At 65.6% G+C, this 26,591-nt stretch carries 23 protein-coding genes and 1 pseudogene; 10 read left to right on the forward strand and 14 right to left on the reverse strand.

The genetic code is table 11. The annotated features are described in order from the left end of the window. Positions 1-19: 19 nt before the first annotated feature. The 4 genes and pseudogenes from WS75_RS18975 to WS75_RS18990 form a co-directional block, all read right to left on the reverse strand. On the reverse strand, positions 20-970 hold the full coding sequence (locus WS75_RS18975; protein WP_059468282.1) for a branched-chain amino acid ABC transporter permease: 951 nt from the start codon (positions 968-970) through the stop codon (positions 20-22). Positions 971-1,180: 210 nt separating this feature from the next. After that, positions 1,181-2,019: pseudogene (locus WS75_RS18980) on the reverse strand (branched-chain amino acid ABC transporter). 270 nt (positions 2,020-2,289) lie between these two features. Further along, positions 2,290-3,270: a 4-hydroxy-3-methylbut-2-enyl diphosphate reductase gene (gene ispH, locus WS75_RS18985; RefSeq protein ID WP_059603948.1), complete on the reverse strand. Its 981-nt coding sequence runs from the start codon at positions 3,268-3,270 to the stop codon at positions 2,290-2,292. A 2-nt stretch (positions 3,271-3,272) separates the two neighbouring features. Beyond that, the gene (locus WS75_RS18990) at positions 3,273-3,728 is read right to left on the reverse strand and encodes an FKBP-type peptidyl-prolyl cis-trans isomerase (RefSeq protein WP_059682085.1); all 456 of its coding nucleotides are present in this window, start codon (positions 3,726-3,728) and stop codon (positions 3,273-3,275) included. 135 nt (positions 3,729-3,863) lie between these two features. Between WS75_RS18990 and radC the strand changes: the two genes are divergently transcribed. The 4 genes from radC to nadB all read left to right on the forward strand — a co-directional run bounded on the left by radC (position 3,864) and on the right by nadB (position 7,048). Further along, entirely contained in the window at positions 3,864-4,643 is a 780-nt protein-coding gene (gene radC, locus WS75_RS18995; RefSeq protein ID WP_059682088.1) for a RadC family protein, read from the forward strand. A gap of 239 nt (positions 4,644-4,882) precedes the next feature. Then, positions 4,883-5,116, forward strand: a complete 234-nt coding sequence (rpmB, locus tag WS75_RS19000; protein ID WP_004186391.1) for a 50S ribosomal protein L28 — start codon at positions 4,883-4,885, stop codon at positions 5,114-5,116. A 17-nt stretch (positions 5,117-5,133) separates the two neighbouring features. Then, the gene (gene rpmG / locus WS75_RS19005) at positions 5,134-5,301 is read left to right on the forward strand and encodes a 50S ribosomal protein L33 (protein ID WP_006478046.1); all 168 of its coding nucleotides are present in this window, start codon (positions 5,134-5,136) and stop codon (positions 5,299-5,301) included. Positions 5,302-5,461: 160 nt separating this feature from the next. Continuing rightward, complete coding sequence (nadB, locus tag WS75_RS19010) at positions 5,462-7,048, forward strand: L-aspartate oxidase (RefSeq protein ID WP_059682090.1); 1,587 nt, start codon at positions 5,462-5,464, stop codon at positions 7,046-7,048. Positions 7,049-7,137: 89 nt separating this feature from the next. Here the strand turns inward: nadB and nadC are convergent, their stop codons facing one another. The 6 genes from nadC to purN form a co-directional block, all read right to left on the reverse strand. Beyond that, a complete protein-coding gene (gene nadC / locus WS75_RS19015; protein WP_059682092.1) occupies positions 7,138-8,019 on the reverse strand; it encodes a carboxylating nicotinate-nucleotide diphosphorylase in 882 nt (293 codons plus the stop codon). Further along, positions 8,016-9,152 carry a quinolinate synthase NadA gene (nadA, locus tag WS75_RS19020; RefSeq protein WP_059511738.1) on the reverse strand — a complete coding sequence of 379 codons (1,137 nt, stop codon included), beginning with the start codon at positions 9,150-9,152 and terminating at the stop codon, positions 8,016-8,018. Before nadA ends, nadC begins: the two co-directional genes overlap by 4 nt. A 404-nt stretch (positions 9,153-9,556) precedes the next feature. After that, complete coding sequence (locus WS75_RS19025; RefSeq protein ID WP_059682095.1) at positions 9,557-10,753, reverse strand: DesA family fatty acid desaturase; 1,197 nt, start codon at positions 10,751-10,753, stop codon at positions 9,557-9,559. A gap of 228 nt (positions 10,754-10,981) precedes the next feature. Further along, entirely contained in the window at positions 10,982-12,361 is a 1,380-nt protein-coding gene (locus WS75_RS19030; RefSeq protein ID WP_059682097.1) for a mechanosensitive ion channel family protein, read from the reverse strand. 15 nt (positions 12,362-12,376) lie between these two features. Further along, positions 12,377-13,639 carry an RsmB/NOP family class I SAM-dependent RNA methyltransferase gene (locus WS75_RS19035; RefSeq protein ID WP_059603963.1) on the reverse strand — a complete coding sequence of 421 codons (1,263 nt, stop codon included), beginning with the start codon at positions 13,637-13,639 and terminating at the stop codon, positions 12,377-12,379. Further along, a complete protein-coding gene (gene purN, locus WS75_RS19040) occupies positions 13,636-14,298 on the reverse strand; it encodes a phosphoribosylglycinamide formyltransferase (protein ID WP_059603964.1) in 663 nt (220 codons plus the stop codon). Before purN ends, WS75_RS19035 begins: the two co-directional genes overlap by 4 nt. A gap of 123 nt (positions 14,299-14,421) precedes the next feature. Between purN and WS75_RS19045 the strand changes: the two genes are divergently transcribed. The 5 genes from WS75_RS19045 to dut all read left to right on the forward strand — a co-directional run bounded on the left by WS75_RS19045 (position 14,422) and on the right by dut (position 20,638). Next, positions 14,422-15,414 carry a bifunctional riboflavin kinase/FAD synthetase gene (locus WS75_RS19045; protein ID WP_059682098.1) on the forward strand — a complete coding sequence of 331 codons (993 nt, stop codon included), beginning with the start codon at positions 14,422-14,424 and terminating at the stop codon, positions 15,412-15,414. 102 nt (positions 15,415-15,516) lie between these two features. Next, positions 15,517-18,354, forward strand: coding sequence for an isoleucine--tRNA ligase (gene ileS / locus WS75_RS19050; protein ID WP_059682100.1), 2,838 nt, complete (start codon positions 15,517-15,519; stop codon positions 18,352-18,354). Positions 18,355-18,356: 2 nt separating this feature from the next. Beyond that, positions 18,357-18,857, forward strand: coding sequence for a signal peptidase II (gene lspA, locus WS75_RS19055; RefSeq protein ID WP_059682102.1), 501 nt, complete (start codon positions 18,357-18,359; stop codon positions 18,855-18,857). Between the two features lie 67 nt (positions 18,858-18,924). Next, on the forward strand, positions 18,925-20,136 hold the full coding sequence (gene coaBC, locus WS75_RS19060; RefSeq protein ID WP_059682104.1) for a bifunctional phosphopantothenoylcysteine decarboxylase/phosphopantothenate--cysteine ligase CoaBC: 1,212 nt from the start codon (positions 18,925-18,927) through the stop codon (positions 20,134-20,136). A gap of 55 nt (positions 20,137-20,191) precedes the next feature. Further along, positions 20,192-20,638, forward strand: coding sequence for a dUTP diphosphatase (gene dut, locus WS75_RS19065; protein ID WP_057926079.1), 447 nt, complete (start codon positions 20,192-20,194; stop codon positions 20,636-20,638). A gap of 55 nt (positions 20,639-20,693) precedes the next feature. Here the strand turns inward: dut and WS75_RS19070 are convergent, their stop codons facing one another. The 4 genes from WS75_RS19070 to clpS all read right to left on the reverse strand — a co-directional run bounded on the left by WS75_RS19070 (position 20,694) and on the right by clpS (position 25,716). Further along, a complete protein-coding gene (locus tag WS75_RS19070; protein WP_059682106.1) occupies positions 20,694-21,464 on the reverse strand; it encodes a COG4705 family protein in 771 nt (256 codons plus the stop codon). Between the two features lie 157 nt (positions 21,465-21,621). Then, positions 21,622-23,001 (reverse strand): amino acid permease, encoded by a 1,380-nt coding sequence (locus WS75_RS19075; protein WP_059682119.1) that lies wholly within the window; start codon positions 22,999-23,001, stop codon positions 21,622-21,624. Between the two features lie 103 nt (positions 23,002-23,104). After that, a complete protein-coding gene (gene clpA / locus WS75_RS19080) occupies positions 23,105-25,405 on the reverse strand; it encodes an ATP-dependent Clp protease ATP-binding subunit ClpA (RefSeq protein ID WP_059682108.1) in 2,301 nt (766 codons plus the stop codon). Next, positions 25,402-25,716 carry an ATP-dependent Clp protease adapter ClpS gene (gene clpS / locus WS75_RS19085; protein WP_006398529.1) on the reverse strand — a complete coding sequence of 105 codons (315 nt, stop codon included), beginning with the start codon at positions 25,714-25,716 and terminating at the stop codon, positions 25,402-25,404. The genes clpA and clpS overlap by 4 nt, the downstream gene beginning before the upstream one ends. Positions 25,717-26,264: 548 nt before the next feature. Between clpS and WS75_RS19090 the strand changes: the two genes are divergently transcribed. Continuing rightward, entirely contained in the window at positions 26,265-26,468 is a 204-nt protein-coding gene (locus tag WS75_RS19090; protein WP_004196460.1) for a cold-shock protein, read from the forward strand. The last annotated feature ends 123 nt before the right edge of the window (positions 26,469-26,591 follow it).

Here is a 26,591-nt window from a genome sequence, read left to right on the forward strand (position 1 = left end):
GTTGTTTGCTCCCCTTCCGTTACGCGCGGTCCGCGACACGTTCGCCCAGCAGGCCCGACGGACGGAACACCAGCACGATGATCAGCACGATGAATGCGAACACGTCCTGATAGTTACTGCCGAATACGCCACCCGTGAGGTTGCCGATGTAGCCCGCGCCGAGCTGCTCGATCAGGCCGAGCACCACGCCGCCGACCATCGCGCCGCCGAGGTTGCCGATCCCGCCGAGCACCGCCGCCGTGAACGCCTTCATGCCGGGGATGAAGCCCATGTAGAAGTGCACGTTGCCGTATTCGGACGCGATCATCACGCCGGCCAGCGCGGCGAGCGCGGAGCCGATCATGAACGTCGCCGAAATCACGAAGTTCGGGTTCACGCCCATCAGGCTCGCGGTGTTCGGGCTTTCGGCGATCGCACGCATCGCGCGGCCGAGCTTGGTCTTGTGCACGAGCAGCAGGAGACCTGCCATCACGATGAACGCCACCGCGATGATCACGATTTCAGTCACCGAGATCACGGCGCCGGGCGTCGTGTCGGTCGCCTTGATCACGTTGATCGGATCGGTCGGCAGCAATTGCGGGAACGGCAGCGGGTTGCGCGACCAGATGATCATCGCGGCCGTCTGCAGCAGGATCGACACGCCGATCGCGGTGATCAGCGGGGCGAGACGCGGCGCACGGCGCAGCGGCCGGTACGCGACACGCTCGATCGTGTAGCCCACGCACGCGCAGACGACCGCGGCGATGCCAAGGCCGATCGTCAGCGTCGCGACGTTGCCGAGTCCGGGGAAGTGGTTCTGCAGCACGGTGATCGCCGACAGGGCGACCATCGCGCCGATCATCAGCACGTCGCCGTGCGCGAAGTTGATGATGCCGAGAATGCCGTACACCATCGTGTAGCCCAACGCGATGATGGCGTAGACACTGCCGAGCACCAGCCCGTTGAGGATCTGCTGGATGAAAATATCCATTTAAAGCTCCTTGGCCCATGCTGCCGGAGGACGTTGCGCCCCGCGGGTAAGCGAGGAATCGCGCCTTCTCGGCGACACTGCGGGTACTAGTCGATACCGGTAAGGGTGGATCGTCCCGGCGCGCGCCGCCCGGCCTGTACGGCCGGACCTGCCGCCGGAGCGGATACAGAACGGCACCGCACTGTTTCGGTGCCATCATGAGTCCCGTCGCTAAATCGTCACGACATCGAGGACGGTGTACTTGGCCTCCTTGAAGTCGTAGGGCACGTGCCGCAACGGCCGGCGTCCGGTTTCCCGAACGCCATGCCTTTTTCCGTCCGGGCCGGGGCGAACCCGACCTCCGGACAGATCAGGTTGCGCGCCGCGTCGCCCGCGGGCTCGACCACCTTGGCGACGCACATGCCGTTGCCGCCAAGGGTTTGCGCTCCGATGCCGGACGCCGTCGCCTGCGCTGCAAGCGGGCCGTCCGCCGCCGCCCCCGCGGCGCCCGAACCGGCATCGCGAAGGTGGCGCCCGACTTTCGTCAGGACTGCGTCGGAATCCGTGAAACGAAGCAGACCGCCCGCCGCGACGCGATGGGTCGCGGCGACACGCTGTTTCGTCGAATCGAAATGAAAGGGGACCCGTGACATCTGCACGTCGCCTGCATTGCCCCGAAACCCGGGCGTCCGTCGTTCGACGCGCCCTGCTGTTGCCGCATCACGGTGCGCGGTTCGTTGTCGGACAATCTGCATGCCCGTCGCCCGGTCGATGGCAGCGGCGCCGGCGCGTGCTGCCCGCCGTGCCGAATGCATGCCGATCGTCGAGCCCTGCCCGTTGATTTCCTCGATCGCCAAACGTGCCCCGTTGTCCTTGTCACTGTCCGATTGCGCAATGCGGCACACCAACGGCACCGCACGACCGGTTCCGGCAGCGCGCATGTCGCTGGCTGCCAGTGCTGCGCGTGCCGCAGCGTTCCTGCCCGCCTCGTCGTCGCTCTTTTTGCTGCAGCCGGCAAGCATTGCAACCGGTGCGGCGACGGACATGGCGTAAGCCAACTTCACATGCATCGAGTAGGTCTCCCGCGCCTTGCCAAAACCCGATTTCAAAGCCATTCCGGCCTGAAAACGGGCGCATTGTAACTCCATTTATAGGACGCCAATAATCCTGATTCGATGGGGTTTTCCTGCATTGCAACCAATTTTGAGAGGCGGTTCAGCGCGGCGATAGCAACCGGGTTGCACCATTGATGTGAATAATGGTTGCGATCTTGTTTTCGCAACGCAAAAAAAAGCGCGCCAAACGGCGCGCTTCGGGGTATCGCGGATGCAATGCGGCAATCAGGCGGCAGGCGGCAGGTTCAGCCCGCGCGGCAGCGGAAACGACACGTTTTCCTCGATGCCCTCGAGTGCGCGGACGTTGCGCACGCCGAGCTCGCGCAGCCGCGCGATCACGGCCTGGGCGAGCACTTCTGGCGCCGATGCCCCGGCCGTCACGCCGATGCGGCGCTTGCCGGCGACCCATGCCGGATCGATCTGGTCCGGTGCGTCGACCATGTACGCGGCCACGCCACGCTTCTCGGCCACTTCGCGCAGCCGGCTCGAATTCGAGCTGTTCGGGCTGCCGACGACGATCACGACGTCGCACTGCGGCGCCATGAACTTCACCGCATCCTGGCGGTTCTGCGTCGCGTAGCAGATGTCCTGTTTCTTCGGTTCGCGAATCTTCGGATACTTCGCCTTCAGCGCGCCGATGATTTCGGCGGCGTCGTCGACGGACAGCGTCGTCTGCGTGACGAGTGCGATGCGCTCGGGATCGGCGAGCTCGAGCTTCTGCACGTCCTCGACGCTTTCGACGAGATGCATGCCGCGCTCGACCTGCCCCATCGTGCCTTCGACTTCCGGGTGGCCCTTGTGGCCGATCATCACGATGTCGACACCGTCCTGGCGCATCTTCGCCACTTCGACGTGCACCTTCGTGACGAGCGGGCACGTTGCGTCGTAAATGCGCAACCCGCGCACGTCCGCCTCGTCGCGCACGGCCTTCGACACGCCGTGCGCGCTGAAGATCACGGTGTTGCCGGCCGGCACTTCCTCGAGCTCCTCGACGAAGATCGCGCCTTTCTTCTTCAGATCCTCGACCACGTACTTGTTGTGGACGATTTCGTGACGGACGTAGATCGGCGCACCGTGCATCGCGATCGCGCGCTCGACGATCTCGATCGCACGATCGACGCCCGCGCAGAAGCCCCGCGGCTGGGCCAGCAGGATTTCGGCATCGGCGGCGACGGTCTGCCCGGACAGCGTATCGGTGGTGCTCATGGTTACAGGATTCCGATGATTTTCACTTCGAACGTGAGCGCTTGGCCCGCGAGCGGATGATTGAAGTCGAACAGCGCCGAGGTTGCGCTGACTTCCTTCAGCACCCCTGCATAGCGGCCGCCGTCCGGCGCGTTGAACTCGATCAGGTCGCCCGGCGTGAAATCGTCGCCGACCATCCCGTTCTCGCGCAGCGTCGACAGCGTCACGCGCTGGAGCATGTCGGGATTGCGGGGACCGAACCCCTGCTCGGGCGTTAGCTGATAAGTCGAATGGTCGCCCACCCTGAGCCCGATCAGAATCTGTTCCAGCGAGGGCGCCAGTTGCCCCGCGCCGAGCAGCAGCGTGGCGGGCTTGTCGGAGAAGGTGTTGACGATGTCGGCGCCGTCGGCCAATGCAAGCCGGTAATGCAGCGTGACATGGGAACCGGGCTTCACTTCGGATAGGTCGATGATGCTCATGAATGACTCGTGTTCGTCGGCGCCCGAACTGGCCGAAAGGCCCGGCGCAAAGCCAATATTGTAAGTCACCTGAGCGCGCAAGGCTGAAAGTGCGACGACATCGCGCCCGCGCCCGCCGCCAATGGAGTCTGGATCATGCCGTCAACCTGTCTCGCCGCCCCGGCGACCGAATGTCGCGACGTCGCCGATGCGCCCGTCGCTGCGGCCCGCCGCATCGACGCAGCCACGCCGCCGCGCAAGCGCCGCCCGCGAAACTGGAAACCCCATCTGCCGCGCGAGCGGTTGCTGGAACGCGGGCCGGCCGCGCTCACCGACGCGGAGCTGATCGCGCTGCTGCTCGGCACGGGCGGCGGCGGTCACGACGTGTTCGCCAGCGCCCGCACGCTGCTCGCACGTTTCGGCGATTCGCTGCGCAACATGCTCGACGCGGAGCCCGGCGCGTTCGCCATGCACCCCGGCATCGGCCCCGCTCGCTCGGCGGTGCTGATCGCGGTGACCGAGATCGTTCAGCGCGCGCTGGCCGAGAAAGCCCGCGAGCGGATGCAGATCGGCTCGCCACGCGCGGTCGAGGACTATCTGCGGCTCAGGATCGGCACGCGTCCGCACGAAGTTTTCGTCACGCTGTACCTGGACGCCCGCCACGGCCTCATCGACGTGGAAGAGAGCGCACGCGGCTCGCTGACGCGGATGGTCGTCTATCCGCGCGAGATCGTGCGGCGCGCGCTCATGCTGAATGCCGCCGCGCTGATCATCGCGCACAATCACCCGTCCGGCGCGGTGCAGCCGAGCGCGGAAGATCGCCGCCTGACGCGCATGCTGCACGAAGCGCTCACGCTCGTCGACGCGAAGCTGCTCGATCACGTCGTCGTCGGCACCGACGATACATTTTCGTTCGCACGCGCCGGTTGGCTGTAGACTGTGGCCCGGCGACCCGCCCCGGGGTCTCCGCAACGACGAAGCGAAATTGGGTTTGATTTTTCTGAACTTTTTCTGCTAGAATCGTCGTCTGTCTTTTTTCCAACCAGTTCTAGCCATCGAAGGGCCTTGTCTGTAAAGGGCTTCGGCGTTCTGAGTGCAGCCATGGATCACGTGGCGGTACGATGGAACCTTCATCGGCGATCGAACCCCGAATTTAGCGTATTAGGAGTGCTCTCATGGCACGCGTATGCCAAGTAACTGGGAAAGCGCCGATGAGCGGCAACAACGTTTCCCACGCCAACAACAAGACGAAGCGCCGCTTCCTGCCGAACCTGCAAAACCGCCGGTTCTGGGTAGAGAGCGAAAACCGCTGGGTGCGCCTGCGCGTCTCGAACGCCGGCCTGCGCCTGATCGACAAGAACGGCATCGATTCCGTGCTCGCTGACCTGCGCGCACGCGGCGAAGCCTAAGCCCAAGGAGCACAATCATGGCAAAAGGCGCACGCGACAAGATCAAGCTTGAGTCGACCGCTGGTACGGGTCACTTCTACACGACCACGAAGAACAAGCGCAACATGCCGGAAAAGATGGCGATCAAGAAGTTCGATCCCGTCGTCCGCAAGCATGTGGAATACAAAGAAACCAAGATCAAGTAATCTCTGGTTTCTGCCAGCCTGACGGCGACCAAAAAGCCCCGCACATGCGGGGCTTTTTGTTTTGCGCGCACGCGCGGGCCCGACGCGGTATGCTCTCCCCTTTCCTCGGCCACGGCCGACGGAACGCACAAGAGCTAAAGCGTAACGATGGAGATGCAGCATGAAATTCGACGTGGCGATCGTCGGCAGCGGCCTCGCAGGGCTGTCGGTCGCACTCAACCTGGCCAGCACGCGACGTGTCGCGCTGATCGCTAAACGTTCGATGATGGAGGGGGCAAGCGATCACGCGCAAGGCGGCATTGCGGCCGTCCTCGATTCGGCGGACAGCATCGAGAACCACGTCGACGACACGCTGGTCGCCGGCGGCGGGCTGTGCGACGAAGGCGCGACGCGCTACATCGTCGAGCACGGCCGCGAAGCGATCGAATGGCTGATTTCGCAAGGCGTGCCGTTCACGAAGGACGATGCGGCCGAACTCGGTTTCCATCTGACGCGCGAAGGCGGCCATAGTCACCGCCGAATCATCCACGCGGCCGACGCAACCGGCCATGCGGTGCTCGCGACGCTGTCCGACCGCGCGCGCCAGCATCCGAACATCACGTTCTTCGAAAACCACCATGCGATCGACCTGATCACGTCGGACCGGCTCGGGCTGCCGGGCCGCCGCTGTCACGGGCTGTATGCGCTCGACGTCGACAACGATCGCACCATCACGATCGAGGCGCCGCACACGGTCCTCGCGACCGGCGGCGCCGGCAAGGTCTACCTGTACACGACGAACCCCGACACCGCGACCGGCGACGGCATCGCGATGGCGTGGCGCGCGGGCTGCCGCGTGTCGAACATGGAATTCATCCAGTTCCATCCGACCTGCCTGTTCCATCCGTACGCGAAATCGTTCCTGATTTCGGAAGCCGTGCGCGGCGAAGGCGGCCTGCTGAAGCTGCCGGACGGCACGCGCTTCATGCCCGCGCACGATCCGCGCGCGGAACTCGCGCCGCGCGACATCGTCGCGCGCGCGATCGACTTCGAGATCAAGAAGCGCGGGATCGACTGCGTGTATCTCGACATCAGCCATCAGCCGGAAGCATTCCTGCGCGAACACTTCCCGACGATCCACGCGCGCTGCCTCGAATTCGGCATCGACATCGCGAAGCAGCCGATTCCGGTCGTGCCGGCCGCGCACTACACGTGCGGCGGCGTCGTCACCGACCTCGCGGGACGCACCGATCTCGCGGGCCTGTATGCGGTCGGCGAGACGTCGTACACGGGGCTGCACGGCGCGAACCGGCTTGCGAGCAACTCGCTGCTCGAATGCCTCGTGATCGGCCGCGCGGCGGCGGAGGCGATCGAGGCGGCCGGCTTCGACGCCGAAACGCCGGGCGCGCTGCCCGCATGGGACGAAAGCCGCGTGTCGGATGCGGACGAGGAAGTCGTCGTCGCGCACAACTGGGACGAACTGCGCCGGCTGATGTGGAACTACGTCGGCATCGTGCGCACCGACAAGCGTCTCGAGCGCGCGAAGCACCGGTTATCGCTGCTGCGCGACGAGATCCACGAGTACTACGCAAACTTCCGCGTGACGCGCGACCTGCTCGAACTGCGCAATCTCGTCGACGTCGCGACACTGATCGTGAAGAGCGCGTACTCGCGCCGCGAAAGCCGCGGGCTGCACTACAGCCGCGACTGGCCGCACACGCTGCCGAAGGCGCTGCCGAGCGTGCTCACGCCCCGCTCGCGCCGCTGAGCGGCAGGCCCTTCCGGCTGAGGCCCATGAAAAAAGCCGCTGGCGTTTGCGCGCCAGCGGCTTTTTTCGTCAGACGGACTATCGCGCGGTCAGTCGACGATCCGCATCGAATAGTCGGTCGCGCGCACGTCCTTCGTCAGCGCGCCGATCGAGATGCGGTCGACGCCCGTCTCCGCGAACGTGCGCACCGTATCGAAATTGACACCGCCCGACACTTCGAGCACGGCCTTGCCGGTCGCGACACGCACCGCTTCGCGCATCATGTCGAGCGTGAAGTTGTCGAGCAGCACCGATTGCGCGCCATGCGCGAGCGCCGTGTCGAGCTGCGCGAGCGTCTCGACCTCGATCTGCACCGGCACGCCTGAATCGAGGGCGAACGCCGCATCGAGCGCTTCGCCGACGCCGCCGGCTGCCGCAATGTGGTTTTCCTTGATCAGGATGCCGTCGTACAGCGCGAGACGCTGGTTCTCGCCGCCGCCAACCCGCACCGCGTACTTCTGCGCGAGCCGCAGGCCCGGCAGCGTCTTGCGCGTATCGAGGATCTTCGCGCGCGTGCCTTCGACGCGATCGACGTAACGACGCGTTGCGGTCGCGACGCCCGACAGCAGTTGCAGGAAGTTCAGCCCGTTGCGCTCGGCCGTCAACAGCGCGCGCGCCGGTCCTTCGAGTTCGCAGACCGTCGAATCCGGCGCCATCCGGTCGCCTTCGCGATACCGCCATTGCACGACGATCGACGGATCGATGCGCGAGATGACGGCCTCGAACCACGGCACGCCGCACAACACCGCTTCCTCACGCACGATGATGCGCGCACGGCGCCGCTCCCCGGCCGGCACGAGCCGCCCGGTCTGATCACCGGTGCCGACGTCTTCGGCGATCGCATCGGCAACGTTGCGTGCGATCGCTTCGTCGAATGCCGCGCCGTATTGTGCGCGTACGGCTTCGAACAGTGGAGAAACTGCGCCGGTCATGCAGCCCCCACGTTCGCGAACAGTTGCTGATCGCGCTGCAGATCGCCGCTCGCCTGCACGCGCTTCTTGTGCGCCGCTGCGAAATCGAGCATCCGGTCGATCGGCAGACGCGCGCGCGCGCCGATCGCGGGATCCACGAAGATCTCGTTGTGACCGCGCTCGAGCACGTCGGCGAGGTTCGCGAGGCCGTTCATCGCCATCCACGGGCAATGGGCGCAGCTCTTGCAGGTCGCGCTGTTGCCGGCCGTCGGCGCGGCGATGAAGGTCTTGCCGGGCGCCGCGAGCTGCATCTTGTGCAGGATGCCGAGGTCGGTTGCGACGATGAAGTGCGTCGCGTCGAACTTCACGGCTGCGTCGATCAGCTGCGTCGTCGAGCCGACGACGTCCGCCTGCGCGACGACGTTTTCCGGCGACTCGGGATGCACGAGCACCTTCGCATCCGGATACTCGGCGCGCAGCAGGTCGAGCTCGATGCCCTTGAATTCGTCGTGGACGAGGCACGAACCCTGCCACAACAGCATGTCCGCGCCGGTTTTCTTCTGGATGTAGCTGCCGAGATGGCGATCGGGTGCCCAGATGATCTTCTCGCCCCGCGCGTGCAGGTCAGCGACGATCTCGAGGCCGATCGACGACGTGACCATCCAGTCGGCGCGCGCCTTCACGGCGGCGCTGGTATTTGCGTAGACGACGACGGTGCGATCGGGATGCGCATCGCAGAACGCGGAGAATTCGTCGACCGGGCAACCGAGATCGAGCGAGCAGGTCGCGTCGAGATCGGGCATCAGTACGCGCTTCCCGGGGCTCAGGATCTTGGCGGTTTCGCCCATGAAGCGCACGCCGGCGACGACGAGCGTCTGCGCGTCGTGGTCGCGGCCGAAGCGGGCCATTTCAAGCGAATCGGCGACGCAGCCGCCGGTTTCGTCAGCCAGCTCCTGCAGCTCGGCATCCACGTAATAGTGAGCGACGAGCACGGCCTTTTCACGTGCGAGCAGCGCCTTGATGCGCGCCTTCAGTGCGGCGCGTTCTTCGGCGGATGGTGCATCGGGCACCTTGGCCCACGCTTGCCCGACGCCACAGACGGTTCCTGCCGAGACCGGCCGGTCGTACTCGACGGATTTGATCGTCGATTGCATCTCCATATCTCCTGTCGGCCCGAGTTAGTGCTTTAGCACTTACTCGGGCCCCATGCTTCGCGGTCGGCCCGAGTCAGTCCTTTAGCACTTACTCGGGCCCCATGCTTCGCGGTCGGCCCGAGTCAGTCCTTTAGCACTTACTCGGGTCCCATGCTTCGCGGTCGGCCCGAGTCAGTCCTTTAGCGCTTACTCGAGCCCCATGCTTCGCAGTCCGCCCGAGTTAGCGCTTCAGCGCGCACTCCAGCCCCATCCTCTACGCTATCACCTGGGGCGCCACGTCGCCGCGCCCCAAGCCTCACACGAATTCCGGCGCTTCCGGTCGCCCTTCGAAAACCGGCCGCCCAAATGAAAAAACCCCGCCAACGCGGGGTTTGTGACGTCCTGAGATTCTAATCGATTTCGAATCAGGCGTAGCGACGCAGGCGCGTCGCGAATTCCTGCAGCGCCTTGATGCCGCTTTGTTCCGCGCGATGGCACCAATCCTGCAATTGCGCGAGCAGCTGTTCGCGCGAGGCGGTCGAACGATCCCAGATCGCGGCCAGATCCTGGCGCAGCTGGAAGTACGTATGCAGCTTCTGGCTGTTCGCGAAAATCTCCGGCAGCAGCTTCTTCTGCGGCTCGTCGAGGCCGTCGGCATCCTTGTGGAACCACTTGCGCGCGCCGCGCATCAGCTGGTACTTCTCGCTCGAACCGAGTTCCTTCAGGTGCGCGAGCTCCTGGCGGTACGCACGCTTCACTGCCTTGCCGTAGCGCGCCATCACTTCGTAGCGGTTCGACAGCACGGCCTGCAACGTTTCCTGGTCGAGCACCGTCTTCGGCTTGTTCAGACGCGGGGTCGGGGCAACCTTCTTCACCTTCGCGAGACCGAATGCCGACATGATGCGGATGTACATCCAGCCGATGTCGAACTCGTACCACTTGTTCGACAGCTTCGCCGACGTCGCGAACGTGTGGTGGTTGTTGTGCAGCTCTTCGCCGCCGATCACGATGCCCCACGGGAACAGGTTCGTGCTCGCGTCGGCCGAGTTGAAGTTGCGGTAGCCCCAGAAGTGGCCGAACCCGTTCACGACACCCGCGGCCCAGAACGGAATCCAGACCATCTGCACGGCCCACACGGTCAGGCCGAGCACGCCGAACAGCGCGATGTCGATCACCATCATCAGGCTCACGCCAAGGATCGGGTACTTCGAATACAGATTGCGCTCGATCCAGTCATTCGGCGTGCCGTGGCTGAACTTGCGCATCGTTTCTTCGTTCTTTGCTTCCGCGCGATACAGCTCGGCGCCTTCGAGGAACACCTTCCAGATGCCGCGCGTCTGCGGGCTGTGCGGATCTTCCTCGGTTTCGCATTTCGCGTGGTGCTTGCGATGGATCGCGGCCCACTGGCCCGTCAGCATGCCCGTCGTCATCCACAACCAGAGACGGAAGAAATGGCTCGCGATCGGGTGCAGCTCCAGCGCGCGGTGCGCCTGGCAGCGGTGCAGGTAGACCGTCACGCCGATGATCGTGACGTGCGTGACGGCGAGCGCGAACAGCGCGACCTGCCACCACGAAAAACGCAGGAGCCCGTGGGAAAGAAAATCGAGCAGGGAATTCAACAAGGCAGTTACCTGTGGTGAGAGCGACGCCGGCGCAGGCCGGCGTCATAAAAATGAAAGCATACCGCGTGTAGACCGGAATTTTACTTCAACCGTTCCAAGTCTTTGTAAAAAATGAATATTTTCTTGCCTTGACGCAACGCGGACAGTCCATCGGCGGACCGGGAAAGCCCCGCGCTCCGGTTCTGGCCGCCCGGTTCGCCGGGTTTGCCGGGTTTGCCCAATTCGCGCCTAGGCCGCCGACGCCCGCCCGTCCCCCGCGCCGTTGCCCCCCGCCACGGGCACGCCCTCGGCCACCATGCCGTTCGCGGCAAACCCGTCGGGCAGGCCGACCACGCGCACTTCGCGCTGCGGGAACGGAATCGAGATTCCGTGCTCGCCGAAAAGCCGCCAGATGTTGCGGTTCACGGACGAACGCACGCCCGACGTGCCTTTCGCCGAATCCTCAATCCAGAAACCGAGCTCCAGATCGATCCCGTCCGCGCCGAAGCTGACCAGGTACGGGGTCGGCGCCGGCTCCGCCAGCACGCGCGGCACGCCCTTCGCGGCTTCCGCGAGCACCGAGAGCGCCTGCTCGACGTCGCTGGTATAGGCAACCTGCACGGCGACCTTCGCGTAGCCGCGCGTCAGGTACGACGACTGGTTCTGCACGACGTCGGTGATCAGTTTCTCGTTCGGGATCAGCGTCTCGTTGCCGTCGAGGCCGCGCACGACCGTATAACGCGTGCGAATCTGCGTGACGACGCCCTGCAGCCCGCCGACGCTGATCGCGTCGCCGAGCCGCAACGAGCGGTCGAGCAGGATGATGAAGCCCGACACGTAATTGCTGGCGATCTTCTGCAGCCCGAAGCCGAGGCCGACGCCAACCGCGCCGCCGAACACGCCGAGCACCGTCACGTCGATGCCGACGAGCGACAGCCCGATCAGGATCGCCGCGAACACGAGCAGCGCGCGGCCGACCCGTGACAGCACGACCTTCAGGTTCGCGTCGAGCGTGGAGGCGCGCGCGAGACGCTCCTCGAGCACGGAGCCGAGCCACATCGCGACCATCAGCGTCACGCACACCCACAGCGCGCCGGAAATCACCGACAGCAGCGTCAGGTGCGCATTCGCGACGCGGAACTGCACGCTGTCGAGCCACGCGATCACGTCGCGCTGGATCCCCAGCACCGTGAGCACCATCGCCGCCCACACGATCACCGACACGATCTTCTCGACGATCGACAGCCACGCATGCGTGTGGCCGTCACGGGCAAACACGCGCCGCGCGAAGAAGAACAGCACGTAGATCAACCCGATGCCGAACAGCGGCACGAGCGCGAGCGACAGCAGCGACGTCGACATGAACGGGTCGAACCCAAGCTGCGCGGCCAGCACGAACAGGCCGCCGAACAGCGGGAACAGCGCGCGCTTCAGGCTTTGCGCACCGGCACCCGGCATCCGGCCGGCCGCGCGCCGGCGTGCGTCGATGCGGCCGTGCACGAAGCGCGCGGCGACCCACGCGAAACACAGCGCGCCGACGAGGATCGCTGCCTGCCAGATCATCACCGGCTGGTTGAAGTCGCGGATCACCGACGCGAGCCGGTGCGACAGCAGGCGGTTCTGCATCATCCGTCGGTCCTGCCGTTACTGCGCGCGCCGTTCGAGCACCGCGGCGAAGAAGCCGTCGGTCGCATGGCGGTGCGGCCACAGCGACAGGTAGTCGCCGGTCTCGAGCGCGATGCGCTGGTCGGCCAGCACCTTCTGCGCGGGCACCAGCACGAAGTCCGGATGATCGGCCAGGAACTGCTCGACGATCGCCTCGTTCTCCGCGTCGAGCACGCTGCAGGTCGCGTATACGAGCCGGCCGCCCTTCTTCACGAGACGCGCGGCGCTCGCGAGGATCGACGCCTGCTTCGGCGTGAGTTCCTCGATCGACGTGCGCGTCTGGCGCCACTTGAGGTCGGGGTTGCGGCGCAGCGTACCGAGACCGCTGCACGGCGCGTCGACCAGCACGCGGTCGATCTTGCCGGCGAGCCGCTTGATCTTCGCGTCGTGCTCGCTGTCGATCAGCACCGGATTCACGTTCGACAGCCCACTGCGCGCCAGGCGCGGCTTCAGCTTCGTGAGGCGCTTTTCCGACACGTCGAACGCATACAGGCGCCCGGTCGAGCGCATCATCGCGCCGAGCGCGAGCGTCTTGCCGCCGGCGCCCGCACAGAAATCGACGACCATCTCGCCGCGGCGCGGCGCGACCAGCGAGCACAGCAGCTGGCTGCCCTCGTCCTGCACCTCGATCTGACCTTCCTCGAACAGCTTCAGGCGCGTGAGCGCCGGCTTGCCGACGACGCGCACACCGTGCGGCGCGAACGGCGTCTCGCCCGCGTCGATGCCGTTCGCGCGCAGCGCGTCGATCACCTGCTCGCGCGTCGCCTTCTGCGCGTTGGCGCGCAGGTCCAGCGGCGCCGGGTAGTTCAGCGCCGCGGCGAGCTGCGCGAGTTCCTCGGCATCGAAACGGGCCGACAGCGCCTGGTAGATCCAGTCCGGCAGGTTCGTGCGCACGCGCACCGGCAGGCTCGCCGGATCGATCTTCGACACGTGCTCGAGCCACGCGGCCTCGGTGTCGGACACGAATGGCTTCAGCGCATTGCGGCCGAGCGTCTGCATCAGGCCGAGCAGCGTCAGGCGCCGCGCGGGGCTGCCCGTGCCGCTCTCGGCCAGGTGCGAAAACTCCATCTTCCGGCGCAGCACCGCGAACACCGCCTCGGCGATCACGCCGCGCTCGGCGTGGCCGAGCTTCGGGTGCGCGCGGAAGAACCGGCTCGTGGTCGCGTCGGCCGGGCCGGTGAACTTCAGCACCTCGGCCAGCAAGGTCTCGGTCTGGCCAATCAGGAATCCGTGCAGCTTCATACGCCCTCGCTCGTTTCGGTATGCGGTTGATCCGCGAAAATCCAGCGCGCCTCATCCGGCGGCACCACTGCCCGGCCGTTCTCGAGGCGCAGGCGCCCTTCGACGAACCAGCGCACCGCACGCGGATACAGCACGTGCTCGACCGTCAACACGCGCTGCGCGAGCGCGGCCGCGTCGTCGCCCGCGCGCACGGGCACCGCGCCCTGCGCGACGATCGCGCCGCTGTCGAGCTCGGGAATCACGAAATGCACGCTCGCGCCATGCAGCGCGACGCCGGCATCCAGCGCCTGCTGGTGCGTGTGGATGCCCTTGAAGCTCGGCAGCAACGACGGATGGATGTTCAGCAGCCGGCCCTCGTATCGTCTGACGAAATCAGGCGTGAGGATGCGCATGAAGCCGGCGAGCACGACGAGATCGGGCGCGAAACGGTCGATCTCGGCGGCGAGCGCCGCATCGAAGCTGTCGCGGCCGTCGAACGAGCGATGGTCGACCACCGCGGTCGCCACCCCGTGCGACGCGGCAAAAGCCAGGCCGGCCGCGTCGGGCCGGTTGGCGATCACGGCAGCGACCTCGGCCGGCCAGCGTTCCTGCGCGCACGCGCGGACGATGGCCTCCATGTTGCTGCCGCGACCGGAAATCAGGATCACGAGTTTTTTCATCCGCGAATTTTACCATTCGCCCCCGCGTTTCCCCCCTTCTCGGCCGCCGGGCCGCCCGAACGTTTATAATCTTCTGCTTTGCGGCATCCCACCGCCCATTCCCCGACCGCTGCATCCGCTATCGTGAAAGTCTTCCGCGGCCTGCCCAACGCCGAGAGCCGTGCCCCGTGCGCGCTGACGATCGGCAACTTCGACGGTGTCCATCGCGGCCACCAGGCCCTGCTCGCGCGCGTGCGCGCGGCAGCGGACGCGCGCGGCCTGCCCGTGTGCGTGATGACGTTCGAGCCGCACCCGCGCGAATTCTTCAATCCGGCCGGCGCGCCGCCGCGCATCGCGATGCTGCGCGACAAGCTCGAGGCGCTGCGCGATCACGGTGTCGACCGCGTCGTCGTCGAGCACTTCAACCACACCTTCGCGAGCCAGTCGCCGCAGGCGTTCGTCGAACGCACGCTGGTGAACGGGCTGCACACGCGCTGGATGATGGTCGGCGACGATTTCTGCTACGGCGCGAAGCGCGCGGGCACCTTCGACACGCTGAAGGCGGCCGGCGAACAGTACGGCTTCGAGGTCGAGCAGATGGGCACGGTCGCCGGCAGCGACGGCACGCGCATCTCGAGTTCGGGCGTGCGCGCCGCGCTCGCCGCGGGCGATCTCGACGCGGCCGCGCAGGCGCTGGGCCACGGCTATGCGATCAGCGGCCACGTCGCGCACGGGCTGAAGCTCGGCCGCGACCTCGGTTTCCCGACGCTGAACGTGCCGATCGCGCACAAGCGGCCGGCGCTCGCGGGCATCTTCGTCGTGCAGGTGCACGGCCTCGGCCCCGACCCGCTGCCGGGCGTCGCGAGCCTCGGGCTGCGCCCGACCGTCGACGATTCCGGCCGCGTGCTGCTCGAAGTCCACCTGCTCGACTGGCACGGCGACGCGTACGGCAAGCTGATCCGCGTTGAATTCCTGCAGAAGCTGCGTGACGAGGCGAAGTACGACGATCTCGAAGCGCTGTCGCGCGCGATCGCACTGGACGTCGCGAACGCACGCGCGTACTTCATCGAGCGCGACCGTGCGCCGGGCAGCCGCGCCACGGGCTTCTCGACGTCGGCGACCGACCGAATTAGCTGATCCGGACGGCGGCGCCTGGCGCCGCACCCTCGCGCCGCCCACTCGCGCGCACCCCCGATTCACGACGCCCGAGCGTCCCCCGATTTAGATAGCGATCCCATCATGAGCAACAAGAAAGCCGATTCGAAACCGCAGGCCAAGTATCCGGTCAACCTGCTCGACACGCCGTTCCCGATGCGCGGCGACCTGCCCAAGCGCGAGCCGCAGTGGGTCAAGGAATGGGAAGAGCGCGGCATCTACGAGAAGATCCGCGCGGCCAGCCAGGGCCGGCCGAAGTTCATCCTGCACGACGGCCCCCCGTATGCGAACGGCGACATCCACCTCGGTCACGCGGTCAACAAGATCCTGAAGGACATCGTCGTCAAGTCGCGCAACATGGCCGGCTTCGACGCGCCGTACGTGCCGGGCTGGGATTGCCACGGGATGCCGATCGAGATCCAGATCGAGAAGCAGTTCGGCAAGTCGCTGCCGGCGGCCGAAGTGATGAGCAAGGCGCGCGCGTACGCGACCGAGCAGATCGAGAAGCAGAAGGTCGGCTTCAAGCGCCTCGGCGTGCTCGGCGACTGGGCGAATCCGTACAAGACGATGAACTTCGTCAACGAGGCGGAAGAGATCCGCGCGCTCGGCAAGATCATCGAGAAGGGCTATGTGTATCGCGGGCTGAAGCCGGTGAACTGGTGCTTCGACTGCGGCTCGGCACTCGCCGAGGCGGAGGTCGAGTACAAGGACCGCACCGACCCGACGATCGACGTGATGTTCGCGTTCGCGGAACCGGAAAAGACCGCGCAGGCGTTCGGCCTGCCGGCACTGCCGCGCGCCGAGGGCGGTATCGTGATCTGGACCACCACGCCGTGGACGATCCCCGCCAACCAGGCGCTGAACCTCCATCCGGAAATCGTCTATGCGCTGGTCGACACCGAGCGCGGGCTGCTGATCATCGCGGAAGAACGCGTCGAAGCCTGCATGACCGAGTTCAAGCTGACCGGCCGCGTCGTCGCGACCACCCTCGGCGTGAAGCTCGCGAACCTGCGCTTCCACCACCCGCTCGCATCGGCCCACCCCGGCTACAAGCGCACCGCGCCCGTCTACCTCGGCGACTACGTGACGACCGACACGGGTACCGGCGTCGTGCACTCGGCGCCCGCATACGGCATCGAGGACTTCCAGTCGTGCAAGGCGCACGGGATGACCGACTCGGACTTCATCAACCCGGTGATGGGCGACGGCCGCTACATCGAATCGCTGCCGCTGTTCGGCGGCCTGTCGATCTGGGACGCGAACCCGAAGATCGTCGACGCGCTGAACGCGGCAGGCTCGCTGCTGCGCAGCGAGAAGTATACGCACAGCTACATGCACTGCTGGCGCCACAAGACGCCGATCATCTACCGCGCGACGTCGCAGTGGTTCGCCGGCATGGACGTGACCCCGCGCGACGACGGCAAGACGCTGCGCGAAACCGCGCTCGAAGGCATCGAGGCAACCGCGTTCTACCCGTCGTGGGGCAAGCAGCGCCTGTTCAGCATGATCGCGAACCGTCCCGATTGGACGCTGTCGCGCCAGCGCCAGTGGGGCGTGCCGATGGCGTTCTTCGTGCACAAGGAAACCGGCGAGCTGCACCCGCGCACGCTCGAGCTGCTCGAGGAAGTCGCGAAGCGTGTCGAGCAGTCGGGCATCGAGGCGTGGCAGACGCTCGACCCGCGCGAGCTGATCGGCGACGACGCGAACCTGTACGAAAAGAACCGCGACACGCTCGACGTGTGGTTCGATTCGGGCACGACGCACTGGCACGTGCTGCGCGGCTCGCACAAGGATCAGCTGCAGTTCCCGGCCGATCTGTACCTCGAAGGCTCCGACCAGCACCGCGGCTGGTTCCACTCGTCGCTGCTGACCGCGTCGATGATCGACGGTCGCGCGCCGTACAAGGGCCTGCTCACGCACGGCTTCACGGTCGACGGCGAAGGCCGCAAGATGAGCAAGTCGCTCGGCAACGGCATCGACCCGCATGAAGTCGCGAACCGTCTCGGCGCGGAAATCATCCGCCTGTGGATCGCGTCGACCGACTATTCGGGCGAGCTCGCGATCTCCGAGGAAATCCTGAAGCGCGTGACGGAAGGCTATCGCCGCATCCGCAACACGCTGCGCTTCCTGCTCGCGAACCTGTCGGACTTCGACTATGCGCAACACGCGGTGCCGGTCGACGAATGGCTCGAGATCGACCGCTACGCGGTCGCGTTCTCCGCGCAACTGCAGACGGAACTGCTCGGCCACTACGAGAAGTACGAGTTCCACCCGGTCGTCGCGAAGCTGCAGACGTACTGCTCGGAAGACCTCGGCGGCTTCTACCTCGACGTGCTGAAGGATCGCCTGTACACGAGCGCGGCCGATTCGCGCGCACGCCGCTCCGCGCAGACCGCGCTGTACCACCTGACGCACGGCCTGCTGCGCGTGCTCGCGCCGTTCCTGTCGTTCACCGCGGAAGAAGCGTGGAAGGTGTTCCAGCCGGCCAGCGACACGATTTTCACGGAAACCTACTACGCGTATCCGGAAGTCGCCGGCGCGGCCGCGCTGATCGAGAAGTGGGCGCTGCTGCGCGACGTACGCGGCAACGTGACGAAGGCGCTCGAGGAGGCACGCACCGCGAACCGCATCGGTTCGTCGCTGCAGGCGGAAGTGGCCGTGCACGCGGGCGGCGCGCGTTACGACGCACTCGCGAGCCTCGGCGAAGACCTGAAGTTCGTGCTGATCACGTCGGCGGCAACGGTCGTGAAGGTCGACGACGAAGCGCAGGAAAGCGTCGACGTGGCTGCGTCGAAGTACCAGAAGTGCGAACGCTGCTGGCACTACCGCGAGGACGTCGGCGCGCACGCCGACCATCCGACGCTGTGCGGCCGCTGCTTCTCGAACCTGTTTGAAAACGGCGAAACCCGGAGCGCTGCTTGAATATGGCGAAGACTGTGTCGAAACCGGCCAGCGGCGCGCTCGCGCCCTGGCTCGGCATTTCGCTGATCGTGATCCTGTTCGACCAGCTGTCGAAGATCGCGATCCTGAAAACGTTCGCGTACGGCGCGCAGCATGCGCTGACGTCGTTCTTCAACCTCGTGCTGGTGTACAACCGCGGCGCCGCGTTCGGCTTCCTGTCGTCCGCGAGCGGCTGGCAGCGCTGGGCGTTCACCGCGCTCGGCATCGGCGCCACGCTCGTGATCTGCTTCCTGCTGCGCCGTCACGGCCAGCAGCGGCTGTTCAGCCTGTCGCTCGCGCTGATCCTCGGCGGCGCGCTCGGCAACGTGATCGACCGGCTGATCTACGGCCACGTGATCGACTTTCTCGATTTCCACCTCGGCGCCTGGCACTTCCCGGCGTTCAACCTCGCCGATTCCGCGATCACGATCGGTGCGGTGCTGCTGATCTACGACGAGCTGCGTCGCGTGCGCGGCTCGCGCTGAGCGCGCATACTCGGTGTCGACGGCCGGCTTCGCGCCGGCCGTTCCGTTTGACCCTTGGAGGCCTGAGTTGGCACACGCAGAACTCGCAGGAAAACACCTCGTTCTCGGCCTGACGGGCGGCATCGCCTGCTACAAGATCGCCGAGCTCACCCGGCTGCTGACGAAGGCAGGCGCGACCGTGCAGGTCGCGATGACCGAAGCCGCCACGCAGTTCATCACGCCCGTCACGATGCAGGCGCTGTCCGGCCGGCCCGTCTACACGAACCAGTGGGACGCACGCATCGACAACAACATGGCGCACATCGACCTGTCGCGCGAAGCCGACGCGATCGTGATCGCACCCGCGTCGACGGATTTCCTCGCGAAGCTCGCGCACGGGTTCGCGGACGACCTGCTGTCGACGCTGTGCGTCGCGCGCGACTGCCCGCTGCTCGTCGTGCCCGCGATGAACCGCCAGATGTGGCAGAACCCGGCCACGCAGCGCAACGTCGCGCAGTTGCGCGCGGACGGCGTGTCGGTGCTCGGCCCCGATTCGGGCGCTCAGGCCTGCGGCGAAGTCGGCGACGGCCGCATGCTCGAACCCGAGGCGATTTACGAAGCGATCGTCGCGCACTTCGCGCCGAAGGTGCTCGCGCACCGTCGCGTGCTGATCACGGCCGGCCCGACGTTCGAGCCGCTCGACCCGGTGCGCGGCCTCACGAACCGCTCAAGCGGCAAGATGGGCTTCGCGCTCGCGCGCGCCGCGCAGCAGGCCGGCGCCGACGTGCATCTCGTCGCGGGGCCGGTCGCGCTCGACACGCCGTGGGGCGTGTCCCGCCAGGACGTGCAGACGGCACAGCAGATGTACGACGCGGTGATGCAAGCGGTGTCCGACGCCGACATCTTCATCGCGGTGGCCGCGGTCGCCGACTGGCGCGTCGATCATCCGGCCGAGCACAAGATGAAGAAGACGGCCGACCGCAAGATGCCGGCGCTCGCGTTCGTCGAGAACCCGGACATCCTCGCGTCGGTCGCGGCGCTGCCCGATCCGCCGTATTGCGTCGGGTTCGCGGCCGAAAGCGGCGACCTCGACGTGCACGGCGACGAGAAGCGCAAGCGCAAGAACGTGCCGCTCCTGGTCGGCAATCTCGGCCCGCTGACGTTCGGCCGCGACGACAACGAAGTCGTGCTGTTCGAGGCGGCCGGCCTCACGCGCCTGCCGCGCGCACCGAAGGACGAACTCGCGCACGTGCTCGTCGCGGAAATCGCGAAGCGCCTGCCGGACAACCGCCTGATCTGATCACCCGCGCGGCGGCCCGCGCCGCCGCGCCCTTCCCGACCGATTCGACGACCGCATGAAACTCGACCTGAAGATTCTCGACGCGCGCATGCGCGATTACCTGCCCGCCTACGCCACCACCGGCAGCGCGGGCCTCGACCTGCGCGCGTGTCTCGACGCACCCGTCACGCTGCAGCCGGGCGAAACGACGCTCGTGCCGACCGGTCTCGCGATCCACCTCGCGGATCCCGGCTATGCGGCGCTGATCCTGCCGCGCTCGGGCCTCGGCCACAAGCACGGGATCGTGCTCGGCAACCTCGTCGGCCTGATCGATTCCGACTACCAGGGCCAGTTGATGGTCTCGACGTGGAATCGCGGCCAGACCGAATTCGTGCTGAACCCGTTCGAGCGGCTCGCGCAGCTCGTGATCGTGCCGGTCGTGCAGGCGCAATTCAACATCGTCGACGACTTCGCGCAAAGCGATCGCGGCGAAGGCGGCTTCGGCAGCACCGGCCGACACTGAACGACACCATGCAAAAAAAGGGGCCTCGCGGCCCCTTTTCTTTTTCCGTTACCGCTCACCGATCGGCCGTCTGGGCGATCCGCGCGGGCACGAGCTCGCGTCGCCGCGCCTGCGCGATGCTGGCGTAGATCACCAGCGCGACGAGCACGCCGAGCAGCACCGCCGACGATCCGACCGTGCCGAGCGCGAGTCCGCCCTTGGCAACCGGTTTCGTCAACAGGTCGCCGACCGTCGCCCCAAACGGCCGCGTGAGCACGAATGCGGCCCAGAACAGCAGCACGCCTGAAATGCGCGTGAAATAGTGGGCCAGAACGATCAGCGTGAGCAGCCCGCCGATCAGCAGCGCGCCGCCGCCGAAGCCGAGGCCCGAACTGTCCGCGAGAAAATCGCCGAGCGCCGTGCCGAGCGTGTTCGAGAACAGGATCGCGATCCAGTACAGCAGTTCGACCTTGCGCGTGCGGATCAGATCGACCGACAGCGATTCGCCGCTCAGGCGCCACACCGCGAAGATTGCCAGCAGGATCGCGACGAGAATCGACGAGCCGGCCGCATAGCCGAGGCCGAGTGTCCGGTCCATGAAATCGGACATCGTCGTGCCGGCGGTGCTCGTCGCGACGATCACGGCCCAGTAGATCGCCGGGCGATACTGCGTCGCTCTGAGCTGTGCGCCCAGCGTCACGAGAAAGAAACCGAACAGCAGGATCGAGCTCACCGCATAGCCGACGTTCAGCGTCATCGACAGCAGGTCGCCGCCGGTCTCGCCAAGCGTCGTCGCGCAGATCTTCATGATCCAGAACGCGAGCGTGATTTCGGGAAGTTTGTTCATTCGAACCCCTTTATGCAGGAAAGCGGCGAGCCAGCGCGTGCCGGCCCGCGTTGCAGACAGGATCGAATGTTAGTCTCCGCCGGCTTAACGAAACCTTAGCGAACGCGAATGACGGCATGGCCGGCGAGCGCGGCCGTGGGCGGCCGCGCGGGCACCGTCAGCGTGCGTGTTCGTGCCGGTAGTGCAGCGCATACGCGAGCGTCAGCAGCACGACGAACACGACGCCGACCATCATCGTCATCCGGAATTCGCGTGTGAACGCGGTCGTCAGCAGGATCGCGCCGACGAGCCCGGCACCGAGCAGGCTGCCGAACGGGTGCCCCCACATCCGGAACGCGAGCGTCGGGCCGCGATATTGCGCGCGAAAACGCAGGTGCGTGACGAAGATCATCAACCACGTGAACAGCGCGCCGAACATCGCGATCGCCATCATCACGGTGAACGCGGTATCCGGCGACAGCGCGACCAGCACGGTCGCGACCGCGACGCCGCTGGTCGAGATCCACAGCGCCGCACGCGGCACGCCGTTGTTGCCGAGCCGGCCGAACACGGCCGGCGCGAGCCGCGCGCGCGACAGGCTGAACATCATCCGCGTCGTCACGTAGAGCTGGCTGTTCATCGCCGACAGCGCCGCGATCAGCAGCACGAAGTTGATTACGCCGGCCGCATACGGCACGTGCGTTGCGGCCATCACCTTCACGAACGGGCTTTCGTCGGTGCCGGCCTGCGTCCACGGCACGATCGCGAGCATCAGCGCCAGCGTGAGCAGGTAGAACAGCACGAGGCGGAACACCGTCGAGCGGAACGCGCGCGTGACCGCGTGCTGCGGATCGCGCGCCTCGCCGGCCGCGATCGCGACCGCCTCGATGCTCATGTAGCTGAAGATCGCGACGATCACCGCGACCCAGGTGCCCCACGGCCCTTTCGGCATGAAGCCGCCGTGCGCGGTGTAGTTCGCGAAGCCGATGCCCGATGCGGCCGGCGCCGACCACACGAAATACGCGCCGAGCACGATGAACACGACGATCGCCGCGATCTTCAGAAGCGAGAACGCATATTCGACCGAGCCGTACAGCGTGACGCTCGCGAGGTTCACGGCGATCAGCAGCGCGGAGAAGCCGATCACCCAGTACCAGCCGGGCACGGCCGGGAACCAGTACTTCATGAAGACGGTGATCGCGCTGATTTCGGTGCCGATCGCGAACACGACCGCGAACCAGTACGCATAGCGCACGAGAAAGCCCGCGAGCGGCCCGACGTAGTGTTCGGCATACGCACCGAACGAGCCGGCCGTCGGATGCGCGACCGTCATTTCCGCGAGCGCGCCCATCAGCAGCAGCGCGATCAGCGCGCCGATCGCATATGAAACCAGCACGCTCGGGCCCGCAAGCCCGATCGCGAATCCGCTGCCGAGGAACAGCCCCGTGCCGATCGCGCCGCCGATCGCGATCATTGCCATCTGCCCCGACGTCAGCGCGTGGCGCAACCCTTGTTCGCGCGCGACGATGTTGTCGAACGACCGTTGTTGTTGTGTCACTGCCTTACCACTCCCCTGCACCACCACTGCGCCACCGGCGCCGGATAAAGCGAAACGGCGCGGAAAACTTCCCGCGCCGTTCGCATGAACAACGAATTATCGCTTACTCGACTTCGACCGTCTCTTCGTTCGGCTTGTGCGGCGGATTCGCCAGCTTGTCGAACGACAGCTGCACCTTGTCGCTTTCGTCGACGTCGACCGTCACGTGACCGCCATTGACGAGCTTGCCGAACAACAGTTCATCGGCCAGCGCGCGACGGATCGTGTCCTGGATCAGCCGCTGCATCGGCCGCGCGCCCATCAGCGGGTCGAAGCCGTGCTTCGCGAGATGCTTGCGCAACGCGTCGGTGAAGAGCGCGTCGACCTTCTTCTCGTGCAGTTGCTCCTCGAGCTGGATCAGGAACTTGTCGACCACGCGCATGATGATTTCCTCATCGAGCGAGCGGAAGCTGATGATCGCATCCAGGCGGTTGCGGAACTCCGGCGTGAACAGGCGCTTGATGTCGGTCATCTCGTCGCCCGTTTCACGGCGCGTCGTGAAGCCGATCGTCGCCTTCTGCATCGACTCGGCGCCCGCGTTCGTCGTCATGATGATGATGACGTTGCGGAAATCCGCCTTGCGGCCGTTGTTGTCCGTCAGCGTGCCGTGGTCCATCACCTGCAGCAGCACGTTGAAGATGTCCGGATGCGCCTTCTCGATCTCGTCGAGCAGCAGCACGCAGTGCGGCTTCTTCGTGACGGCTTCGGTCAACAGGCCACCCTGGTCGAACCCGACGTAGCCCGGCGGCGCGCCGATCAGGCGGCTCACCGCGTGACGCTCCATGTATTCCGACATGTCGAAGCGGATCAGCTCGATGCCGAGCGTGAACGCAAGCTGGCGCGCCACTTCGGTCTTGCCGACGCCCGTCGGGCCGGAGAACAGGAACGCGCCGATCGGCTTGTCCATCTTGCCGAGACCGGCTCGCGCCATCTTGATCGACGCCGCGAGCGCGTCGATCGCCGGATCCTGGCCGAACACGACACTCTTGAGGTCGCGATCGAGCGTCTGCAGCTTGCTGCGATCGTCCTGCGACACGCTCTGCGCCGGCACGCGCGCGATCTTCGAGATGATTTCCTCGATCTCGCTCTTGCCGATCGTCTTCTTCTGCTTCGACTTCGGCAGGATGCGCTGCGCGGCGCCCGCTTCGTCGATCACGTCAATTGCCTTGTCCGGCAGGTGACGGTCGGTGATGAAGCGTGCCGACAGCTCGGCCGCGGCCGACAGGGCACCCGACGAATACTTGACGCCGTGATGCTCCTCGAAGCGCGACTTCAGCCCGCGCAGGATCGCGACCGTCTGCTCGACGGTCGGCTCCGTCACGTCGACCTTCTGGAAGCGCCGCGACAGCGCCGCGTCCTTTTCGAAGATGCCGCGATATTCGGTGAACGTGGTCGCGCCGATGCACTTGAGCGTGCCCGACGAAAGCGCCGGCTTCAGCAGGTTCGATGCGTCGAGCGTGCCGCCCGAAGCGGCGCCCGCGCCGATCAGCGTGTGAATTTCGTCGATGAACAGGATCGCGTGCGGCCGTTCCTTCAGCTCCTTCAGCACCGTCTTCAGACGCTGCTCGAAGTCGCCGCGATACTTGGTGCCCGCGAGCAGCGCGCCCATGTCGAGCGAATACACCTGCGCGTTCGCGAGGATGTCCGGCACTTCGCCGCGCGTGATGCGATAGGCGAGGCCTTCGGCGATCGCGGTCTTGCCGACGCCGGCTTCGCCGACGAGCAGCGGATTGTTCTTGCGGCGGCGGCACAGCACCTGCACGACGCGCTCGACCTCCGGCTCGCGGCCGATCAGCGGATCGATGCGGCCGTCCTTCGCCATCTGGTTCAGGTTCTGCGTGAACTGCGCGAGCGGGGTTTCCTTCTGCGCGTTCGCGTCTTCGCTTTCCGCGTTCGCGTCGGCCGACTTCGCGGCTTCGCCGCCGTTCGTCTTCGCGATACCGTGCGAAATGAAGTTCACGACATCCAGGCGCGTGACGCCCTGCTGCTGCAGGTAATAGACGGCGTGCGAGTCCTTCTCGCCGAAGATCGCGACCAGCACGTTCGCGCCGGTGACTTCCTTCTTGCCATTCGACGTCGACTGGACGTGCATGATCGCGCGCTGGATCACGCGCTGGAAACCCAGCGTCGGCTGGGTATCGACATCGTCGGTACCCGGGACGGTAGGTGTGTTGTCGTGGATGAAATTGCGCAGGTTCTGACGCAAATCCTCGATGTTGGCCGCACACGCGCGCAACACCTCGGCTGCCGTCGGATTATCCAGCAGGGCCAGCAACAGATGCTCGACCGTAATGAACTCATGGCGCGCCTGGCGTGCTTCCATGAACGCCATGTGCAGGCTGACTTCCAATTCCTGGGCAATCATGCTTCCTCCATCACGCACTGCAGCGGATGCCCGGCCTGCCGCGCATGGGTAACGACTTGCTCAACCTTGGTCGACGCGATGTCCCGCGTATAGACCCCACATACCCCTCGCCCTTCACGATGGACCTTCAGCATGATCTGCGTGGCCGTCTCGCGATCCTTCTTGAAATACTCCTGTACGACCATCACGACGAACTCCATCGGCGTGAAGTCGTCGTTCAGCAGCACCACCTTGTACATCGAAGGCGGCTTGAGCTTCTGCTGCTTGCGTTCCAGGACGGTGCTGTCCTGCTTGTCCGGGATAATCGCCATACACCCATTCTAAACAACTCGGACAGGCCCGCAATCCTGCCATTACCCGACCGACCGGTCGGCGCCCTCCCTGGTTCCCGACGACTCGCGATCGTCTTCGGGCCATACGAAAGCCGGCTGCGGTGCCGGCTTTCACGCGTGGCTCGGAACACGAACCGTCAGGGGGAAACCGCACCGGACCGTCGCATCCGCATCCAGTATCCCACAAGCCGGGACGACTCGATCGCGTGTCACTCGAGCCTGGTATATGAGCCGATTATGCGACTTTTCAAGTCCGCGCGCTTGGCGCCATGCTGCAAAGCAAAGCCGGAAAAACCCTGAAAATGGGTTCTTTACAACGGCCCTCTAACCGTCTAAAAATTCCGCTTGACACTCAAATAAAGAGCGCCAACAATCAAGCTGGCACTTTTTTCAACTCGTCGGTTGGCGAAATGAAAGAGTCCGAAGGTGAGCTTGTGAGGGGGGAACGGCTGTATTTTCCGGTCGTTTAGCTTTTCGAGCGTGCTCGTGGTAAGTAGCAGCGACTGTGTGACAGGGGAAGTAGGAAAATGGCAACTGGTATCGTTAAGTGGTTCAACGACGCGAAGGGCTTCGGTTTCATCACTCCCGACGAGGGCGGTGAAGATCTGTTTGCGCACTTCTCGGCCATCAACATGCAGGGCTTCAAGACCCTGAAGGAAGGCCAGAAGGTGAGCTTCGAGGTCGTTCAAGGGCCGAAGGGCAAGCAAGCGTCGAACATCCAGGCCGCGTAAAGGCACCGGATATCAGACGAAGAAACCCGGCATTGCGCCGGGTTTCTTTTTTTTCAGGCCAGCCACTCGTTAATTCGATTGGCTGGCCTTTTCGTTCAATCCCGATAATTGAACACGCATTGT

This window comes from Burkholderia sp. FL-7-2-10-S1-D7 (assembly GCF_001524185.1).
Taxonomy (GTDB): Bacteria; Pseudomonadota; Gammaproteobacteria; order Burkholderiales; family Burkholderiaceae; genus Burkholderia; species Burkholderia diffusa.

Bases quoted from the DNA above. Each gene is read 5' to 3' on its own strand.
- WS75_RS18975 (WP_059468282.1), bottom strand. From the start codon at position 970: ATGGATATTTTCATCCAGCAGATCCTCAACGGGCTGGTGCTCGGCAGT.
- ispH (WP_059603948.1), bottom strand. From the start codon at position 3,270: ATGAGCACCACCGATACGCTGTCCGGGCAGACCGTCGCCGCCGATGCC.
- WS75_RS18990 (WP_059682085.1), bottom strand. From the start codon at position 3,728: ATGAGCATCATCGACCTATCCGAAGTGAAGCCCGGTTCCCATGTCACG.
- radC (WP_059682088.1), top strand. From the start codon at position 3,864: ATGCCGTCAACCTGTCTCGCCGCCCCGGCGACCGAATGTCGCGACGTC.
- rpmB (WP_004186391.1), top strand. From the start codon at position 4,883: ATGGCACGCGTATGCCAAGTAACTGGGAAAGCGCCGATGAGCGGCAAC.
- rpmG (WP_006478046.1), top strand. From the start codon at position 5,134: ATGGCAAAAGGCGCACGCGACAAGATCAAGCTTGAGTCGACCGCTGGT.
- nadB (WP_059682090.1), top strand. From the start codon at position 5,462: ATGAAATTCGACGTGGCGATCGTCGGCAGCGGCCTCGCAGGGCTGTCG.
- nadC (WP_059682092.1), bottom strand. From the start codon at position 8,019: ATGACCGGCGCAGTTTCTCCACTGTTCGAAGCCGTACGCGCACAATAC.
- nadA (WP_059511738.1), bottom strand. From the start codon at position 9,152: ATGCAATCGACGATCAAATCCGTCGAGTACGACCGGCCGGTCTCGGCA.
- WS75_RS19030 (WP_059682097.1), bottom strand. From the start codon at position 12,361: ATGATGCAGAACCGCCTGCTGTCGCACCGGCTCGCGTCGGTGATCCGC.
- WS75_RS19035 (WP_059603963.1), bottom strand. From the start codon at position 13,639: ATGAAGCTGCACGGATTCCTGATTGGCCAGACCGAGACCTTGCTGGCC.
- purN (WP_059603964.1), bottom strand. From the start codon at position 14,298: ATGAAAAAACTCGTGATCCTGATTTCCGGTCGCGGCAGCAACATGGAG.
- ileS (WP_059682100.1), top strand. From the start codon at position 15,517: ATGAGCAACAAGAAAGCCGATTCGAAACCGCAGGCCAAGTATCCGGTC.
- lspA (WP_059682102.1), top strand. From the start codon at position 18,357: ATGGCGAAGACTGTGTCGAAACCGGCCAGCGGCGCGCTCGCGCCCTGG.
- dut (WP_057926079.1), top strand. From the start codon at position 20,192: ATGAAACTCGACCTGAAGATTCTCGACGCGCGCATGCGCGATTACCTG.
- WS75_RS19070 (WP_059682106.1), bottom strand. From the start codon at position 21,464: ATGAACAAACTTCCCGAAATCACGCTCGCGTTCTGGATCATGAAGATC.
- clpA (WP_059682108.1), bottom strand. From the start codon at position 25,405: ATGATTGCCCAGGAATTGGAAGTCAGCCTGCACATGGCGTTCATGGAA.
- clpS (WP_006398529.1), bottom strand. From the start codon at position 25,716: ATGGCGATTATCCCGGACAAGCAGGACAGCACCGTCCTGGAACGCAAG.
- WS75_RS19090 (WP_004196460.1), top strand. From the start codon at position 26,265: ATGGCAACTGGTATCGTTAAGTGGTTCAACGACGCGAAGGGCTTCGGT.